This window comes from Brevundimonas sp. (assembly GCF_018608325.1).
Classification (GTDB): Bacteria; Pseudomonadota; Alphaproteobacteria; order Caulobacterales; family Caulobacteraceae; genus Brevundimonas.
Map to the genome: position 1 here is coordinate 1 of NZ_JABAZW010000016.1, position 17,222 is coordinate 17,222.

The 17,222-nt window shown below is 65.4% G+C and carries 14 protein-coding genes and 1 pseudogene; 7 read left to right on the forward strand and 8 right to left on the reverse strand.

Annotation, left to right across the window (positions count from 1 at the left end; translation table 11 throughout):
- Positions 1 to 648 (forward strand): annotated as a pseudogene (locus tag QZ281_RS02050) (DNA replication and repair protein RecF); the annotation flags it as partial.
- Positions 649 to 814: 166 nt separating this feature from the next.
- Positions 815 to 3,250, forward strand: coding sequence for a DNA topoisomerase (ATP-hydrolyzing) subunit B (gyrB, locus tag QZ281_RS02055; RefSeq protein ID WP_292224140.1), 2,436 nt, complete (start codon positions 815 to 817; stop codon positions 3,248 to 3,250).
- Between the two features lie 33 nt (positions 3,251 to 3,283).
- On the opposite strand, the gene QZ281_RS02060 is transcribed toward gyrB, so the two are convergent.
- From QZ281_RS02060 to QZ281_RS02085, 6 genes are all read right to left on the reverse strand, one after another.
- A complete protein-coding gene (locus QZ281_RS02060; RefSeq protein ID WP_292224143.1) occupies positions 3,284 to 3,721 on the reverse strand; it encodes a hypothetical protein in 438 nt (145 codons plus the stop codon).
- Between the two features lie 72 nt (positions 3,722 to 3,793).
- On the reverse strand, positions 3,794 to 4,198 hold the full coding sequence (locus QZ281_RS02065; RefSeq protein ID WP_292224145.1) for a DUF6491 family protein: 405 nt from the start codon (positions 4,196 to 4,198) through the stop codon (positions 3,794 to 3,796).
- A gap of 63 nt (positions 4,199 to 4,261) precedes the next feature.
- Positions 4,262 to 6,049 carry an FAD-dependent 5-carboxymethylaminomethyl-2-thiouridine(34) oxidoreductase MnmC gene (gene mnmC / locus QZ281_RS02070; RefSeq protein ID WP_292224147.1) on the reverse strand — a complete coding sequence of 596 codons (1,788 nt, stop codon included), beginning with the start codon at positions 6,047 to 6,049 and terminating at the stop codon, positions 4,262 to 4,264.
- A gap of 80 nt (positions 6,050 to 6,129) precedes the next feature.
- Positions 6,130 to 6,414, reverse strand: coding sequence for a hypothetical protein (locus tag QZ281_RS02075; RefSeq protein WP_292224149.1), 285 nt, complete (start codon positions 6,412 to 6,414; stop codon positions 6,130 to 6,132).
- A gap of 125 nt (positions 6,415 to 6,539) precedes the next feature.
- A complete protein-coding gene (motA, locus tag QZ281_RS02080) occupies positions 6,540 to 7,406 on the reverse strand; it encodes a flagellar motor stator protein MotA (protein ID WP_292224151.1) in 867 nt (288 codons plus the stop codon).
- A 95-nt stretch (positions 7,407 to 7,501) separates the two neighbouring features.
- Positions 7,502 to 9,304, reverse strand: coding sequence for a long-chain-acyl-CoA synthetase (locus QZ281_RS02085; protein WP_292224153.1), 1,803 nt, complete (start codon positions 9,302 to 9,304; stop codon positions 7,502 to 7,504).
- A 278-nt stretch (positions 9,305 to 9,582) separates the two neighbouring features.
- On the opposite strand from QZ281_RS02085, the gene QZ281_RS02090 reads away from it, so the two are divergent.
- Both QZ281_RS02090 and QZ281_RS02095 read left to right on the forward strand, forming a co-directional pair.
- Positions 9,583 to 11,415 (forward strand): DUF885 family protein, encoded by a 1,833-nt coding sequence (locus QZ281_RS02090; RefSeq protein WP_292224155.1) that lies wholly within the window; start codon positions 9,583 to 9,585, stop codon positions 11,413 to 11,415.
- Between the two features lie 89 nt (positions 11,416 to 11,504).
- Positions 11,505 to 13,301, forward strand: coding sequence for a DUF885 family protein (locus QZ281_RS02095; RefSeq protein WP_292224157.1), 1,797 nt, complete (start codon positions 11,505 to 11,507; stop codon positions 13,299 to 13,301).
- Positions 13,302 to 13,359: 58 nt separating this feature from the next.
- Here QZ281_RS02095 and QZ281_RS02100 read toward each other — a convergent pair whose 3' ends face one another.
- The gene (locus QZ281_RS02100; RefSeq protein ID WP_292224159.1) at positions 13,360 to 14,496 is read right to left on the reverse strand and encodes a DUF1176 domain-containing protein; all 1,137 of its coding nucleotides are present in this window, start codon (positions 14,494 to 14,496) and stop codon (positions 13,360 to 13,362) included.
- Between the two features lie 22 nt (positions 14,497 to 14,518).
- Positions 14,519 to 14,653 carry a hypothetical protein gene (locus tag QZ281_RS02105; protein WP_257903729.1) on the reverse strand — a complete coding sequence of 45 codons (135 nt, stop codon included), beginning with the start codon at positions 14,651 to 14,653 and terminating at the stop codon, positions 14,519 to 14,521.
- 179 nt (positions 14,654 to 14,832) lie between these two features.
- Between QZ281_RS02105 and QZ281_RS02110 the strand changes: the two genes are divergently transcribed.
- The 3 genes from QZ281_RS02110 to QZ281_RS02120 form a co-directional block, all read left to right on the forward strand.
- Positions 14,833 to 16,053, forward strand: a complete 1,221-nt coding sequence (locus QZ281_RS02110; protein WP_292224162.1) for an NADP-dependent isocitrate dehydrogenase — start codon at positions 14,833 to 14,835, stop codon at positions 16,051 to 16,053.
- A 173-nt stretch (positions 16,054 to 16,226) separates the two neighbouring features.
- Positions 16,227 to 16,829 (forward strand): DUF2939 domain-containing protein, encoded by a 603-nt coding sequence (locus tag QZ281_RS02115; protein WP_292224163.1) that lies wholly within the window; start codon positions 16,227 to 16,229, stop codon positions 16,827 to 16,829.
- Between the two features lie 39 nt (positions 16,830 to 16,868).
- The coding region (locus QZ281_RS02120; protein WP_292224165.1) for a DUF2939 domain-containing protein at positions 16,869 to 17,222 on the forward strand (354 nt) is incomplete at its 3' end.

Genomic DNA, 17,222 nt, shown 5'->3' on the forward strand with positions numbered 1-17,222 from the left:
GCTCAAAAGGCAAAACGCGCACGAGACAACTTTGTCGGTGACGAGCATGCCTTGATCGCGACCGCCAAGGCCCGACTGGGCGAGGCCGGGGCACGGGCCGCAATCGCCCGCGTCGCAGCCCTGCACGCGCTGCAGGCCGCCATCGACGCCCGAGGCGACCGGCCCTTTCCCCAGGCCGACCTGGGGCTGGACGGGGCTGCCGAACAGATGGCGGAGGCGGGGTCTGAGGAAGACGAAATCGCCGCCTCGATCCGTGAAGGACTGGCCAAGGCGCGCACGCGTGACGGGGCCGCCGGACGCTCCCTGTTCGGGCCGCATCGCACCGATCTGACCGCCCTTCACCGCGAGAAGAACCGCCCCGCAGCAGAGGGGTCGTCGGGCGAGCAGAAGGCCCTGGTTCTGAACCTGATCCTGGCCCAGATCACCCGCCTTGCGGACCCCGCCGTGGCGGGCACGGCGCGGCCTATTTTGCTGCTGGACGAAGCCCCCGCCCACCTGGATGAACGCCGCCGCGCGGCCCTGTTCGACGAGATTGTGGCCCTTGATCTTCAGGCCTTCATGACGGGCACCGAGCGCGATCTGTTCGCCGGTCTGGAGGGCCGCGCCCAGTTCGTCCGCGTCGCGGGCGGGGCGCTGGAAAGCGACTGATTTCGAGGCTAAGCCGCCGCCGCCGCGAACCCCGCGCAAAACGGCCGTTCCCCTCGCAATTGCCGCCAAATTTCCTATATATTGGCGGCTTCGGACGCGGCTCAGATTCGCGGCGTCCACCCCCTGTCTCGAAGCCCGTTCCCCGGGCGTCACATTGACTGACTTCATGACCGATCCGATTGCCGACCAGCCCGAATACGGCGCCGATTCCATCAAGGTTCTCAAAGGCCTGGACGCTGTGCGGAAACGCCCCGGCATGTATATCGGCGACACCGACGACGGGTCCGGCCTGCACCACATGGTCTATGAGGTGGTCGATAACGCCATCGACGAGGCCCTGGCCGGTCACGCTGATCTGGTTCAGGTCATTCTGAATGCGGACGGATCGGTGACCGTGACCGATAACGGACGCGGCATCCCCACCGACATCCACGCCGAGGAAGGCGTGTCGGCGGCCGAGGTCATCATGACCCAGCTGCATGCGGGCGGTAAGTTCGACCAGAACTCCTACAAGGTTTCCGGCGGTCTGCACGGCGTGGGCGTCTCGGTCGTGAACGCCCTGTCGGACTGGCTGCAGCTGAAGATTTTCCGTGACGGCAAGCAGCATGAAATGCGCTTCGAACGCGGCGACACGGCCAAGTCGCTGGAAGTCACCGGCGTCGCCCCGATCCGCACTGATGGCGCCAAGGCGGGTCAACCGCTGAGCGGCACCGAGGTCACCTTCTTCCCCTCCCTGACGACCTTCAGCCACATCGACTTCGACCTGAAGACGCTGGAGCACCGTCTGCGGGAACTGGCCTTCCTGAACTCGGGCGTGGTCATCCGTCTGGCGGACCAGCGGCACGCCGAACCCATCGAAATGATGCTGCACTATGAGGGTGGCGTCGAAGCCTTCGTGCGTCACCTCGACAAGTCCAAGACGCCGATCCTGAAGGACGTCATCGTCATTCGTGGGCGCAAGGATGGGATCGAACTGGATCTGGCCCTATGGTGGAACGACAGCTACCACGAGACCATGCTGTGCTTCACCAACAACATCCCCCAACGGGATGGAGGCACCCACCTGTCGGCCTTCCGCGCCAGCCTGACGCGGGTCATGGGCAGCTATATCGAAAGCTCCGGCCTGGCCAAGAAGGAGAAGGTCGCCCCGACTGGCGAAGACGCCCGCGAAGGCCTGACCTGCGTCCTGTCCGTCAAGGTGCCGGACCCCAAGTTCAGCTCTCAGACCAAGGACAAGCTGGTCTCGTCGGAAGTGCGTCCGGCGGTCGAGAACCTGTGCTCGGAAGGCCTGTCCACCTGGTTCGAGGAACACCCCGTCGAAGCCAAGATGATCGTCTCCAAGATCATCGAAGCGGCATCGGCCCGTGAAGCCGCCCGCAAGGCGCGTGACCTGACGCGACGCAAGTCGGCGCTGGAAATCTCCAGCCTGCCCGGCAAGCTGGCTGACTGTCAGGAACGCGATCCGGCCAAGTCTGAACTGTTCATCGTCGAGGGCGATTCCGCTGGTGGTTCGGCCAAACAGGCGCGCAACCGTGAAAACCAGGCGGTCCTGCCCCTGCGCGGCAAGATCCTGAACGTCGAGCGCGCGCGCTTTGACCGAATGCTGTCATCGGAACTGATCGGCACCCTGATCCTGGCGCTGGGCACCGGCATTGGTCGTGACGACTTCAACGCCGACAAGCTGCGCTATCACAAGATCATTCTGATGGCCGACGCCGACGTCGACGGCGCCCACATCCGCACCCTGCTGCTGACCTTCTTCTATCGTCAGATGCCGGAGCTGATCGAACGCGGCCACGTCTATATCGCCCAGCCGCCGCTCTATAAGGTCTCCAAGGGCAAGCAGTCGCGATACCTGAAAGATCAGGCGGAGATGGATTCCTACCTTATCGAGGAGGGGTCGTCCGAGGCGGAGCTGGATCTTTCGACCGGCGAGCGCCGTCTGGGTCTGGACCTGCAGGCGCTGGTGCGTGAGGGCAAGACCTTCAAGGCGGGCGTTGATCGTCTCAGCCAGCGCGCCCCGGCCTTCGCCATCGAACAGTCTGCATTGGCCGGTCTGTTTTCTGACAATGTCGATCTGGCGGCCGCCGCTTCCGCCGCCGCCGCCCGCCTGAATCTCTACGCCGAAGAGGGCGATGGCGAATGGACCGGCGAACCGGGCGCGCAGGGCGCTGTGGTCTTCACCCGCACCCGTCGTGCGGTGCAGGAGACAATCGTACTGGAAGAAACCCTGATCCGCTCACTGGACGCGCGCCGTCTGGCTGAACGGGCGGCGGCCTTCGACGGCGTTTTCGCATCTCCGGCCACCTATCGCCGCAAGGACAAGTCCACGACCATCCGCGGGCCTCTGGACCTGCTGAACGCGGTGCTGGACGCCGGCAAGAAGGGCCTGGCCATCCAGCGCTACAAGGGCCTGGGCGAGATGAACCCTGAGCAACTGTGGGAGACGACGCTGGACGTCAACGCCCGCACCCTGCTGCAGGTGTCAGTCGAGCACGAGGAAGACGCCAACGACCTGTTCGCCAAGCTTATGGGTGACGTGGTCGAACCACGCCGCGAATTCATCCAGGAAAACGCCCTGGACGCCGCCGTCGACGTCTGACGGCGGCTCTTGGTGTTGCTGTGAAGGCGCGGCCTACTGGCCGCGTCCTGCGGCGATAAAGGCGGCAATGGTGGGGAATGGGTCGTTGGCGGGTCTTACGCCTTCACAGGCGAACCGTTTGATCGATTCATAGACGCCGCCAGAGGAACTCCAGGCGCCTTCATCTGTGTAGCGATCAGTTTCGGCGCCGTCGGGGCCATAGCTGACATTTTCGCCGGACTTGGACTGACCATCCGCGCACCGCATCAAGACAACCTCTGTCTCGTGGCTGAGGTCTGACGCCTCGCCCTTGGCGGGAATGCGGCCCATGTGGGCGCTGACGATGCCATCAACAGGCTCTAGCGTATCAAGATCAACAACATAGATGGTCTGGTCATTGGCTGAAAACCGCGCCCAGCTTTCTGCTGCAGCGGGTGTTGAGATGGCTAGGGCTGCGGCCCCGACGATAAAATATTTGGCGATTCCGCTCATGATGTCCTCCCTCGGAACAAGGGTATTTCATACCCGTCCGAGGGAAAGCGCAATCGTTTGTGAGTAGTCACTCTAGGGGCGAGCGCGGCTCGGCAAGGCGGCGACTTCCGCATCGCTCAGCTTCTTGACCACCTGAACACGGCAGACGTCTCGTGCAGGCTGGACAACTCTCAACGCCGAGAAGTCGCCAGTACACAGTTGCGAGAAGCCGTCCTGCGGGCGGAGTTCGATGGCGATGGCTGTGCCTAGCCCCCGGCATCCACCGAAGGTGTCGATCTGAACCACTTCATTGGCCGTTGTGCGGACATAGAGGGTTTGATCTCCATCTGCGCTGAAGTTGCGGATATTCATGGTGCGGAAACAGGTGCGGGCGTCTGCCTGCTGGCCGGGAGGCTTGGAGCCGGGGCCGCTGATCGGCGCACAGGCGGTGATGGCGGCGGCCGATGACAGGACGGCGGCCATGAACAGCAGGCGCATAAGCGTCACTCCCTTCAAAATAGCCCCTGTCACAAGTTTCTCTACATTCCGGCGTTCTGCAAATCACATCGAGGCGACGGTGACGCGTAGCGGATTAATACGTGTCGCGAGCGATTGCGGCAGTGGCGACGGCGCGCCTGTGATCGTCGCAGCGATGTGTTCGCCCAGCAGCGGCGCGGCGGAGAGGCCGCGCGAGCCGAGGCCGCCGAGGATGAACAGGCCGGGTGTCAACGCCCCTGCGATCGGCAGGCGGTCGGCGGTCGTGGCGCGGATGGCGGCGCGGGCCTGGAGTACGTCCGCCTGCACCGAGGCGGCCAACTGCGGCAGGCGCTGCTTCAGGGTGGTCAGGTTCCGCAAAGTGTCTGCGTCGCGCACCCCGGTCGAGGTGTCGCCCCGGTCGTGGGTGGCGCCGAACAGCAGGCCATCCTCAGTCGGGGCGGCGTAACCGCCCCAAGCGATAGGGGAGAAGGCCGGGCCGCTGATCCAGTTGGCCTGACCACGAACGGGCGACAGACGGGGCGTGTCATCCCTGCCTTCCAGCAGGTGCGCTGATCCCCAGCCTGCGGTCAGGACGACAGCTTCGACTTCGGCCAGCAGGTCGTCGTCGCTGAACAGCCGCCAGCCCGCCTCGCTCGGTTCGATCCGAGTGACAGCCGCCTTGATGATCCGGACGCCGGACAGCCAATCGGACAGGATGGCGGCGGGCTTCACCGCGCAGGCCCCGCTCATCAACAAGCCGCCGGTTGAGGTCGGCGCCCCGATGCGGTCTGCGGCTTCGTCAGGCGAGATCACCGTCATGGCGCCGGTCGGCCAGATCGGTTGTGCGGCGATCTTGGCGTAGCGGGCGGCGTCGCGATCCGCTTGAGGCAGTTGCAGCACGCCTTCGGCTAGTACGGCGCCCGGCGTGCCGCGATAGAGGTCACGCGCCCGCTCCAGCGCCTGGGCGTAGAGGGCGGCGATGCCTGTGTCCCCGGCGTCGAGGCGGGGTGTCACTAGGCCGGACGGAAAGCCTGATCCGCCCGCACCGGGACTGTCGGCTTCGAACACGACCGGGGCGATGCCCGCTGCGGTCAGGGCGCGCACGACCGAGGCGCCCGCTATGCCTGCGCCGATCACGGCGACGGTGGGCGTGATCTCTGGGGCGAGGGGCGTCGGCAGGCGGGCTTCCAGCCGTTCGCGCTTGCGGCCATGACCAGGCATCTTCTCGACGATGAAGCCGCGCTCGGCCAGACCGCGTCGCACGGCTCCGGCGACGGTGAAGGTGGCCACGCGGGCGCCAGCCGTGGAATGGGCGGCGATCTGGTCCATCACCTCAGGCGACCACATGCCGGGGTTCAGGGCGGGGGAGAAGCCGTCCAGAAACCAGGCGTCGGCCTGACCCGACCATTCCTTCAGCGCCCATTCGGCGTCGCCGACAGCCAGGTCCAGAACGGCGTTGAAACCGGGCAGCTCAAGTCGGTGGAAGCCGGGCGTGCCCGAAGGCCATGCGTTCGTCAGAGCTTCAGCCGCCTCGGCCAGTTCGGGCCAGTTGGACAGGGCGCGACGGGCTTCGTCAGCCGTCAGGGGAAAGCCTTCGATGGAGAAGACATGCAGCCGTCCGCCTTCGGGCCGGTGCGCCTGCCACAGGGTCAGAAGGGCGGCGATGTTCAGCCCGGTGCCGAAACCCAGCTCGGCCACGGTGAACCGATGTCGTCCGCCCCAGGCGTCCGGCAGGCCGCAGCCGTTCAGGAAGACGGCGCGGGTTTCGGCCAGACCATCGTCACGCGAGAAATAGACATCCCCGAACCGGCCCGAGCGCGGCTCGCCCTCATCGGTCCAGGTCAGTAGCGGCGAGGCGTCTTCGGTCGTCATGGGCGGCCTCTAGCACGGGCCAGAGAAAAGGGCCGCCCCTTTGCGGAACGGCCCTTGGGCTTTGGTCGTGATCGCCGGGCTTAGTGCGCCGCCGCCGGGGCGGGCGCAGCGGCTGGGGCTGCAGCGACGGGCGCAGGCGGGGCGGCGGTGTCGACGCTGTGGGCGTCTTGCGCCGCCTGATCGGCGGCGAGCGCGGCGGCCTGTGCGGACTGTTCCGTGGTCAGAACCGTGTCTTCGGCGACGCCTGCGGCCTCGACCGCGTCATTGGCGGGCTTTGCGGCGGCAGCGTGTTCCTCCGCGCCCTTCCCACAGGCGGCGAGGGCCAGAACAGCGGCGGAAACAGTGATGAGGGCGGTGATTCGCATGGGAAGTCCTCCGTATGTATTTCGCGAGGGCGGGGGCCGCTGTCCAAACGATAAGGCCGCCGTGATCGACGGCGCAAGCCGCAATCCCGGCGGCGTGAAGCCGCATGAAAAGACGGTCTGTCCGCTCAGTCGTTGGTGATGTTGTTCAGCGTCTCTTCCATCTCGACGAAGGAAGGCTGGGCGTTCGAGGGGATGTCGCCGCGACCGATCTCGACCGAGATCTGGGCCGCATTGCCATGCAGGTGGGCGACCAGGACGGACTGGATGATTTTGTAATAGGCCGCTTCTTCATCGACGATGGCCTTCAATCGCGCCGCGAACGGGCCGACCAGCCCATAGGCCAGGAAGACGCCGAGGAAGGTGCCGACCAGGGCGCCGCCGATCATGCCGCCCAGGATTTCCGGCGGTTCGGTGATCGAACCCATGGTTTTCACGATGCCTAGAACGGCGGCGACGATGCCCAGGGCGGGCAGGGCGTCGGCCAGGTTCTGCAAGGCGTGGGCAGGCTCCAGATGCTCGTGGTGATGTTTCTCGAGCTGTTTCTCCATCGCATCCTCGACCTGGTGGGGGTCTTCCAGGTTCATGGTCATCATCCGCAGGGTGTCGCAGATGAAGTCGACGGCGAAATGGTCCTTCAGCACCTTGGGATACTTCTGGAAGATCGGGGATTCCTTGGGTTTTTCGATATGGCTTTCCAGCGCCACAACGCCCTTGGACTTCATGGTCTTGGTCAATTGGAACAGCAGGCTCAGCAGGTCCTTGTAGTCCTGCTTCTTCCACTTGGGGCCGGAGAAGGTCTTGCCCAGGCCCGATAGGGACGCCTTGATCACCGGCAGGCTATTGGAGATCAGAAAGGCGGCGACGCCCGCGCCGCCGATGGCCATGAACTCATGCGGCAGGGCATGGGCGATGACGCCGAACTTGCCGCCCGCCAGGATGTAGCTGCCGAACACCATGCCGAACAGCATGACGATGCCGATGATCTGAAACATGGGTGTGGGCGATCCTCACGCGAGAGGCGTGAAGCATGGCGATTAATGATTAAGACGGCGTTTCGCGAACGCCGTCTCTCATATCATCGGGGCGGTCAGATGCGGCCTTCGCCGCTAAGGATCGCCTCACGCGCCGCCGCCGTCAGCTTCTGATAGCCGGACTTGCCCCCGCGCACGTACAGGGTGGCCGCGCCCGCCTTTTCGGGGTCGAAGCCGTCAGCGACCAGGTCGGCCTTTCTGAACTTGAAGGTGCCGGTCGTCTCGACCGCCTTCATCAGGCGCACGAAGACGGGTTGGGCATAGGCGGGCAGCCTGCTCTCCACATGGTCGGAGAAGGTCTTGGCGTCGAACTTTCCGTCCACCACCAGGGCCGCCATCCCGGCCTTGCCGTCCTGACCGGGAACCGGCACGCCATAGACGATGGCCGTCTCCACGCCCGGCGCGGTCATCAACACCTGTTCAACCTCTGAGGTCGAGACGTTTTCACCCTTCCAGCGGAAGGTGTCGCCCATCCGGTCCACGAAGTAGAAATAGCCTTCGTTGTCCTGCTTCATCAGGTCGCCCGTGCGGAACCAGCGGTCGCCCTTCTTGAACACGTCGGTCAGGATTTTCTTCTGCGAGGCCGCCTTGTCGGCATAGCCCGAGAAGTCGTGGCGAATGTCGTTGGCGATCTCGCCGATGGCCTCCCCGACGTCGCCGACACGCACCAGACGGCACAGGCCGTCAGAGCCGCGAATGGGCTGCTCGGTGTCGACGTCGAACTGGACCAGGCGAATATTGATCTGCTTCTTCAGATAGCTGGGCACCCGGCCGATGGCGCCCTGTTTGCCGTCGAAGTTGAACAGGGAGACATTGCCTTCGGTCGAGCCGTAGAACTCCAGGATATCGGGAATCTTGAAGCGGCTCTGGAACTCGGGCCAGACGTCGGAGCGCAGGCCGTTGCCGAAAGCCAGCCTCAGCTTGTGCTTGGTCTCGTCTTCATTGTGCGGCGCGGCGGTCAGATAGCGGCACAGTTCACCGATATAGACGAACATGGTCGCGCCGGACGCCTTCACGTCGGGCCAGAAGTTGGTGGCCGAAAACTTCTTGCGGATGATCAGCCGTCCGCCATTCAGCAGGGCCGCGCCGACGCCGACCAGACCGCCGGTCGAATGATACAGCGGCAGGCAGTCGTACACCCGGTCGGTCGGCGTGGAGCGTGTGGCGCCGGCAAAGGCGCGCATATAGGTGCGGGCGCGCGAATGCGGGATGCGCGCCGCCTTGGGCAGGCCGGTGGTGCCGGAGGTGTAGATGAACAGGGCGGTGTCGCGGTTGGTCAGCCCCTCGCGCGCCGAGCGGGTCGGCCGCACCGACGAACCGCCGCGCACCGGCTTGTCCAGACCGCGACGCTCGCTGGTTTCGTCGGCCTCGGTCAGGCCCATGACCCACAGCATGAGGTTGTGCGGCACCAGGGCGCGCGCGTCCTCGATCTGACGCCAGCAGTCCTCGTCGGCGACCACCTGGAAGGCGCCGGAAATGGCCAGACAGTGGGCCAGGCCCTCGCCCGTCAGGTTGGTGTTGATCAGGGCGGTGGAGATGCCGACCTTGGAGAAGCCGATCCAGGCCGCCAGATATTCGACCCGGTTGGTCATCATCAGGGCGATGGTGTCGCTGCGGCGCAGGCCCCGGCTTTTGGCCCAGTGGCCGAACCGGTTGGCCATGTTGTCGAGCTCGCGATAGGTCAGGCTGCGGCGTTCGTCCTCGACGGCGATATTGTCGGCGAACTTGTCGACAGCCTCTTCGATATCGTCGCAGAGCAGGACGTCGCTATCCAGTTCGATCGGCTTGATGCGTTTCAGAAGGCGGAACAAGCCACGCGCGAACCGCACATCCCGACGAATATTCGCGACCAATCCCATGCTCTTCGATGCTCCGGTCTCTGTGGTGGCGAGACGCCCGGTGATGGACGAACGCGCCCCCTTCGGCAACTGCGCTGGACACAATCCTTTGGGGACGTCTCATTTGTTCCGTTGACGCGGGGGAAATCCAGAGGCCGAGCGCTGTTTTTCTTGTCTGCGTCGTCGCAGGCGCCCCACTGCGAAGGGGGTGAGACGCCCGGATGAGGGGGGGACGGCGTTTTCGCTTGCCGCAGGGCGGCAGCCGGTTTCATTGTCCATACATATAAGGGGGAATATTCATGTTGGATCGTCGTCGCCTTCTTCAATCCGCCGCCGCAGGCGCCGGCCTGGCCGCCCTTGGCAATGCCGCCTTCGCTCAAGGCATGGCGCCCGGAACGAACGCCGCAGGCGAGACCCTGCGGGCCTTTATGGACAAGGCGTTCGAAGAGACGCTGGATCTTAGTCCCGAAACGGTGACCGCCTTCGGTCTGGACAAGGGTGCGCGCGCCGTCGCCAAGTCGAAACTGACCATTCCGACCCGCACAGAAGAAGAAGGTCAGCGCGCCTTCTTCCGTGCCCAGCGCGCACAACTGGCGGGCATGAACCGCTCCGCAATGGAGGCTCAGGACGGTCTCTATTACGACAGCCTGACCGCCAATCTCGACGCCGTCATCGCCACCTTCGACATCCCCTATGGTCAAGGCGGCTGGCCCAACCCGTACCGCGTCAGCCAGCAGGGCGGCACATACCAGTCGGCGCCCGACTTTCTGGGCAGCCAGCACACGATCGAGAACGCCGCTGACGCCGACGCATACGTGGCGCGGGTGCGGGTGCTGGCCGATGTGTTCCGCGCCGAAACGGACCGGCTGAAGGAAGAATACGCTCTGGGCGTCGTGCCGCCCGACTTCATTCTGGCCAAGGCCGTGCGTCAGCAGGAAGGGATGCTGGCCACCGCCGCCTCCGCTTCGCCGATCACCCGGTCGGTCATCGACCGCACCCAGGACAAGGGTCTGAGCGGAAACTGGGGCGCAGAGGTCGAGCGGCTGCTGACCGAACAGGTCTATCCGGCTCTGGCCGCGCAGAATGCGGTGCTGAAGGCGGCCCTGCCTGGCGCCACGCACGAGGCGTCCGTGCGCCGCCTGCCGCAGGGCGAGCAGTATTACGCCAACAGCCTGCACTACATCACCACGACCCGTCTGACCGCGGATGAGATCCACCGCACGGGGCGCGAGCAGATGGCCGACCTGAGCGCCCGCGCTGATGTTCTGCTGAAGGCGCAGGGCCTGACGCAAGGCTCGGTCGCCGAGCGGATCAAGGCATTGGGGGACGATCCGAAATACGTCTATCCCAACACGGATGCAGGCAAGGCCGAGCTGATCGCCAAGCTGAACGCCCAGATGGCCGACATGCAGGGCCGCCTGCCGCGCGCATTCGGCCGCCTGCCCAAGGCCCCGGTCGAGATCAAGCGCGTCCCGCCCGAGATCGAGGCCGGCGCCCCGATGGGCTATTACAACTCGGCCAGTCTGGATGGGTCGCGACCCGGCATCTACTGGATCAATCTGAAGGACACGTCGGAATGGCCGTCGTGGAGCCTGCCGACCCTGACCTATCACGAGGCCTCGCCGGGCCACCATCTGCAGATCAGCCTGCAGCAGGAAAGCCCCTCGGCGCCCATGCTGATGAACCTTCTGGGCTTCTCCAGCTATGTCGAGGGCTGGGGTCTGTACGCCGAGCAACTGGCCGATGAACTGGGCGCCTATGAGCATGATCCGCTGGGGCAGATCGGCTATCTGCAGTCGCTGATGTTCCGCTCGGCCCGTCTGGTGGTCGACACCGGCATCCACGCCAAGGGCTGGAGCCGTGAACAGGGCATCCGCTACATGATGGAGGCCTATGGCGATCAGGAAGGGGCGGCGACGTCCGAGGTGGAACGCTACTGCGGCTGGCCCGGTCAGGCCTGCGCCTACAAGGTCGGTCACAACGAATGGACCCGCCTGCGCGAAAAGGCCAAGACGGCGCTGGGACCGCGTTTCGACATCAAGGGCTTCCACGATACGGCCCTGGCTGCGGGCGGGGTTCCCCTGTCGGTGCTGGAGCGGATCGTGGACGGCTGGGTCGCGGCTCAGGGCTGATCCCGGCGCTGACGTCTACAGGCGCGCCGGTCTGCAAGTTGTTTATGGGGAGGCGTCCGGCGTGACCCGCCCGTTCGGGGAGTATCCGAATGATTGATCGTCGCCGCCTTTTGCTGACCGCCGCCGCCACTGCTGCGGTTGCGCCAACTCTGGCTCAGGCCGCCACCACTGACGCCGATGGGCGTTTGAACACCCTGCTGGACGGCTGGTTCGAGGCGGATATCGACGAAAGCCCCGAGCACGCCACCAGCCTGGGGCTGGACAAGGGCGCGCGGTCGGGTCTGTCGGGCAAGCTCAGCGAGGCGGGGCCGCAGGCCATTCTCAAGGACCGCCAGAAGGCCGTCAGCCGTTGGGAGCAGTTGCGCGCCTTTGACCAGTCGGGCCTGTCGCAGGCGGGCGCGCTGAACTACGCCATTGCTTCCTTTGGCCGTGAAACCTCGGCCCAGACCTCGCGCTTCGCCTATGGCGCAGGACCGGGCCGCCCGTCGCCCTATGTCGTGACCCAGCTGTCGGGTTCCTATTTCAGCGTGCCGGATTTTCTGGACAATCAGCACCGGATCGATGACGCAGCGGGCGCCGACGCCTTCCTGTCGCGTCTGGAGGCCTTTGCCGGCGTGCTGGACGGCGAGACGGCCAAGATCCGCGAGGACGCGGGTCTGGGCGTGATCCCGCCTGACTTCATCATCGACCGTATGCTGCCGCAGATCCGCACCCTGCGCGACACCTCGGCCGCCGACATGGCCATGATCAAGTCGCTGGCGCGCAAGACCGGCGCGCTGAACCTGTCCGGCTATGAGGCGCGGGGCGCGGCCATTGTCGATCAGAAGGTCAAGCCTGCGCTGGCCCGTCAGGTGGCGGCCATCGAGGCCCTGCGCCTGCAGGCCGTGCATGATGCAGGCGTCTGGCGTCTGCCGGATGGCGAGGCCTTCTACGCCGCTGGTCTGAAGGCCAATACGACCACGACCCTGACCGCCCGGGAAATCCACGCCCTTGGCCGCGAACAGGTCGCCGAGATCAGCGCCGAAATCGACGCCATCCTTAAGTCTCAGGGCTATACTCAAGGGACCGTCGGCGAGCGTATTCAGGCCCTGAACAAGGACCCGGCCCAGCTGTTCGCCAACACCGACGCGGGCAAGGAAGAACTGCTGGCCTGGCTGAACCAGTTGGTCGCGGAGCTGGAGCCGAAGCTGCCGCAGGTGTTCGGCCGTCTGCCGAAATCGCATGTGGAAATCCGCCGCGTGCCGGTGTCGATCCAGTCGGGCGCGCCGGGCGGTTATTACCAGGGGCCGCCGCTGGATGGGTCGCGTCCGGGCGCCTACTACATCAATCTGCGCGACAGCGGGAACTGGCCGCGCTTCGCCCTGCCGACCCTGACCTATCATGAGGCTTCCCCCGGCCACCACCTGCAGGTCGCCCTGCAACGCGAGTCCGGCGAACTGCCGCAATGGCGCCGGGCAGGGGGCTTCTCGGCCTATAACGAGGGTTGGGCCCTGTATGCCGAGGCGGTCGCGGCGAATGACCTGAATGTCTATGCGGACAATCCGCTGGGCCGGGTCGGCTTCCTGATGTCCTATCTGTTCAGGGCCGTGCGTCTGGTGGTGGACACCGGCATCCACTCCGAGCGCTGGAGCCGCGAACAGGCGGTTGAATATATGGCGGCTTCGGGCGCCAAGCCGCTGGACGCCTCGAACAGCGAGATCAACCGCTACTCGGTCTGGCCGGGTCAGGCCTGCGCCTACAAGGTCGGCCACACGGTAATCGCCCGCCTGCGCAAACAGGCGGAAAGCCAGCCGGGCTTCGACCTGCGGGCCTTCCACGACGCGGTGCTGGAGAACGGCTCCCTGCCGCTGGCGGTGCTGGAGCAGGTCATGAGCCGCAGGGCCTGATCCGCTTGCAGCAATCAGCCCCGCCGCGTCAGGCGGCGGGGCTGATGACCCGTGTTTCCTACTGCACCTTGGCGCGGTAGCTGATCGGCCATTGATCCGGCGGCAAGCCGTTGCAACTGTCCATCGACTGTTCCAGCGCCAGCGCAAAACTGCGCCCCGTCCAGACCCAGGTCTGGGCTATGCCGCAGTCGCCGATGCCCCGCCCCTTGGCGAAGGCGACCAACTCGCGCTTTTCGGCATTGTAGAAGCCGTTGACCACTTCATTGGTCGTCGTGCCGTCGGCCTGGGGCAGGCGGGCCGTGACCGGATTCTGGCCGTTCGGTCCGGTGATGTAGAGGTTGTTGGTGAAGTTGTAGGCGCCGGAGCCGCACGGCACGCCCCACAACTCCTGCTGCGGTCCCAGCTTGGCCGAGATGACGTCGCCGCCGCCTGAGTTCTCGCTTCGGCATTCGCGGACGGCGGGCAGGATTTCGATGGACTTGGGCAGGACCTGATTGTCGCCGCCCAATTGGCCCTGGGCGACGGCGGGGGCGGGCGTAATCACGGGAAGGGCCGGACCTTGTACTGAGGCGGCGCGCTGGCCGACCCGGATCAGGGCGTTGGGCGTATCCAGACGCCCCTGACGATCATCGATCCACAACAGCGAGGCCGAGGCGCCCGTTAGCGAGATCGGCACAGTCTCGCCTGCCGCCCTGGCGGTTGCGACCTTGCCCGACGCCAGGGCGCGCACGGCGTTCAGGGCGTCTGCAGCGACCACACGCGCCGTCGGAATGTCGGCGTCGGCCACCGGTTCGGTGCGGAAGCTGCGCCCGTCGATGGTCAGGGTGACCGGGGTCGCGCGGCTGGTGTTGTCGGTGTTGTCCAGCCAGACGCCGACCAGAACCTTGGGAACCGCCGCCGTCTCAGGCGCCATCTCCACGCTCAGCCAGCCCTGGGCTTCATCGACCGAGGGGGCGATGGCGGCGCAAGTCGCGCCATTGTCGCAGGTCACCTTCCAGTCGCGGAAGTTCTTGCTTTCGACCCGGCTGGTCAGGGTGGTGACGGGGCCAGCGTCGGGCGCGGCGGCGGCAGGCGCATCAATCTGTTGACCTGGCGTCGGAGCGTCCTTGCTGGCCTCGCCGCGTCCACATGAGGCGACAAGCGCCGCCATGCCCGCCGCCGCCAGCCATTTCATTGCGTATCGCGATCCCGTCATTCCCCTCAGCCTTCGTCTGGTTTCAATTGAGCGTCGTGCAGTTTGCCTCATCTGCATCAGCGAGCAAGTCCTTCATCAGTTCCACATCGATGATGCTGGGCGGTTCGCCGAACCGTTCGATCCAGGCGTCCACCAGGATTTTGGTCTCTTCGGTCATGGTGGAGGGCCTTATGCTCAAGCTTGGACATGTTTAAGCGCTCGTCGGACGATCCGGTTCATCGGGACAGCGACGTTTTCGCAATCCATCCACACCATGTCGGGGTTTGCGTGACGGCCCTGCCTCGCTATACCGCCGCCACGATATTCCTTCCCCAACGTTCAGAGGCGGACACGCGCATGGCCAAGATCAAGGTCGAAAACCCCATCGTCGACATCGACGGCGACGAAATGACCCGCATCATCTGGCAGATGATCAAGGACAAGCTGGTCTTCCCGTTCCTGGATCTGGAGCTGGACTACTACGACCTGGGCATGGAGCACCGCGACGCCACCGACGATCAGGTGACCATCGACGCCGCCCACGCGATCCAGAAGCACGGCGTCGGCGTCAAGTGCGCCACCATCACGCCTGATGAAGCCCGCGTCGCCGAGTTTGGCCTGAAGAAGATGTGGAAGTCGCCGAACGGCACCATCCGCAACATCCTGGGCGGCGTTGTTTTCCGTGAGCCGATCATCTGCTCCAACGTGCCGCGCCTGGTTCCGGGCTGGACCCAGCCGATCGTCGTCGGCCGTCATGCCTTCGGCGACCAGTACAAGGCCACCGACTTCCTGATGCCTGGTCCCGGCACCCTGACGATCAAGTTCGTCGGTGAAGACGGCGAAGTGATCGAACACGAAGTCTACAAGGCGCCGGGCGCTGGCGTGGCCATGGCCATGTACAACCAGGACGCCTCGATCCGTGAGTTCGCCCACGCCTCGTTCGCCTATGGCCTGCAGCGCAACTACCCGGTCTATCTGTCGACCAAGAACACGATCCTGAAAGCCTATGACGGCCGCTTCAAGGACCTGTTCCAGGAAGTGTTCGACGAACACTACGCCGCCGAGTTCAAGGCCCGCGGCCTGACCTATGAGCACCGTCTGATCGACGACATGGTCGCAGCCGCCATGAAGTGGTCGGGCGGCTTCGTCTGGGCGTGCAAGAACTATGACGGCGACGTGCAGTCGGACGTCGTGGCGCAGGGCTTCGGCTCGCTGGGCCTGATGACCTCGGTTCTGATGACGCCGGATGGCAAGGTGCTGGAAACGGAAGCCGCCCACGGCACCGTGACCCGTCACTACCGCCAGCACCAGAAGGGTGAGGCCACCTCGACCAACTCGATCGCCTCGATCTTCGCCTGGACGCGCGGCTTCAAGCACCGCGCCAAGCTGGACGGCAACGCCGCTCTGGATCAGTTCGCTGACACGCTGGAGAAGGTCGTCGTCGACACCGTCGAAAGCGGCTCGATGACCAAGGATCTGGCGCTGCTGGTCGGCGACCAACAGGGCTGGCTGACCACCGAGGGCTTCCTCGACAAGGTCGCCGAAAACCTGAAGGCCGCTCTGCCGGACGTCGGCTAAGCCGCAAAGGCTCTACGCCGCACAGTCTTGCCGACAGGACGACAAACGTCCTCAAGCAGCGCAAAGCGCGTTAGGACAGCCTAAGAATGAAGGCCCCGTCGGATCGCTCCGGCGGGGCTTTTCGTTGTGCTGGGGTGAAAGCCGTGCATGATCAGTGAAATGAAGGAAATCGGGTGAAGCGTCTGTTCGGAAATCTGCTGCTGGCGGGGCTTGCGCTGGCGGCTGTCTCCTTCTTCGCCGCGCCTGCCGTGGGCTTCTTCGCCATTCGTTCGGCGGCAGAGGCCAGCGATCTGCAGGGGCTGACGCGGCTGATTGACTTCTCCGCCGTGCGCCAGTCACTGCGGCCCCAGTTGATCGGGCGGCCCGAGGCCATGGCGCCTGCGCCGTCGTTTCTGGAAGACCCCATCGGGGCCTTCCGGGCGCAACTGGACCGCAACCCCATCATCCGCCCGCCGGACGTGGATTCCTATCTGACGCCTGCCGCCCTGTCGGCCCTGATGCGCGGCGAAGGCCGCTACGCCAGCCAGTGGAAGACCACGGCGGCGACGGACGCCAAGGTCAGGAAACCCTGGCCCAAGCCGATCTTCTGGGGCGTGAACCGGGCGCGCTTCGCCGTGGACGACAAGGGCGGGTCGCGCACGGTCTTCACGTTCGAGCGGCGCGGACCGTTCGAATGGCGACTGGTCCAGATCGGCCTGCCGGAAGGCGCTTCGCCCGCTGCGCCTGCCGCCTCCGCACCCGCCCCTTCACCGCCAGCCTTGGGCGAAAGAGGGTGAGGCCATGAGGCTTCCGCCCTGCTGTCTTCAGGAGACGCCATGAACCGCAAGATCATCACCGGCCTGCTGATCGCGGTGGTCGCGGGCTTTCTGATCGTCTGGGCCGCCTCGCCGTTCGTGGCGGCGCAGGGCCTGATCCGCGCGGCCCGCACGGGCGATGCGGCGGGGCTGGAGCGCTATGTCGACTTCCCGGCCTTCCGCACCAGCCTGAAGGACGAACTGAACGCCCGCGCCCGGCTGGAGATCCGCGACCGGTCCAAGGGGGATGTCGGACTGGCGGCGCTGGGGGCCCTGATCGCGCCGTCGCTGGTTTCTGGTGCGGTCGACAACTTCGTCACGCCGCAGGCCATCGCCGCCATGGTGCGCTCGGCCGAGAAGCCCGAGCCGGAGCGC

Bases quoted from the DNA above. Each gene is read 5' to 3' on its own strand.
- gyrB (WP_292224140.1), top strand. From the start codon at position 815: ATGACCGATCCGATTGCCGACCAGCCCGAATACGGCGCCGATTCCATC.
- QZ281_RS02095 (WP_292224157.1), top strand. From the start codon at position 11,505: ATGATTGATCGTCGCCGCCTTTTGCTGACCGCCGCCGCCACTGCTGCG.
- QZ281_RS02100 (WP_292224159.1), bottom strand. From the start codon at position 14,496: ATGACGGGATCGCGATACGCAATGAAATGGCTGGCGGCGGCGGGCATG.
- mnmC (WP_292224147.1), bottom strand. From the start codon at position 6,049: ATGACGACCGAAGACGCCTCGCCGCTACTGACCTGGACCGATGAGGGC.
- QZ281_RS02065 (WP_292224145.1), bottom strand. From the start codon at position 4,198: ATGCGCCTGCTGTTCATGGCCGCCGTCCTGTCATCGGCCGCCGCCATC.
- motA (WP_292224151.1), bottom strand. From the start codon at position 7,406: ATGTTTCAGATCATCGGCATCGTCATGCTGTTCGGCATGGTGTTCGGC.
- QZ281_RS02075 (WP_292224149.1), bottom strand. From the start codon at position 6,414: ATGCGAATCACCGCCCTCATCACTGTTTCCGCCGCTGTTCTGGCCCTC.
- QZ281_RS02105 (WP_257903729.1), bottom strand. From the start codon at position 14,653: ATGACCGAAGAGACCAAAATCCTGGTGGACGCCTGGATCGAACGGTTC.
- QZ281_RS02060 (WP_292224143.1), bottom strand. From the start codon at position 3,721: ATGAGCGGAATCGCCAAATATTTTATCGTCGGGGCCGCAGCCCTAGCC.
- QZ281_RS02110 (WP_292224162.1), top strand. From the start codon at position 14,833: ATGGCCAAGATCAAGGTCGAAAACCCCATCGTCGACATCGACGGCGAC.
- QZ281_RS02085 (WP_292224153.1), bottom strand. From the start codon at position 9,304: ATGGGATTGGTCGCGAATATTCGTCGGGATGTGCGGTTCGCGCGTGGC.
- QZ281_RS02090 (WP_292224155.1), top strand. From the start codon at position 9,583: ATGTTGGATCGTCGTCGCCTTCTTCAATCCGCCGCCGCAGGCGCCGGC.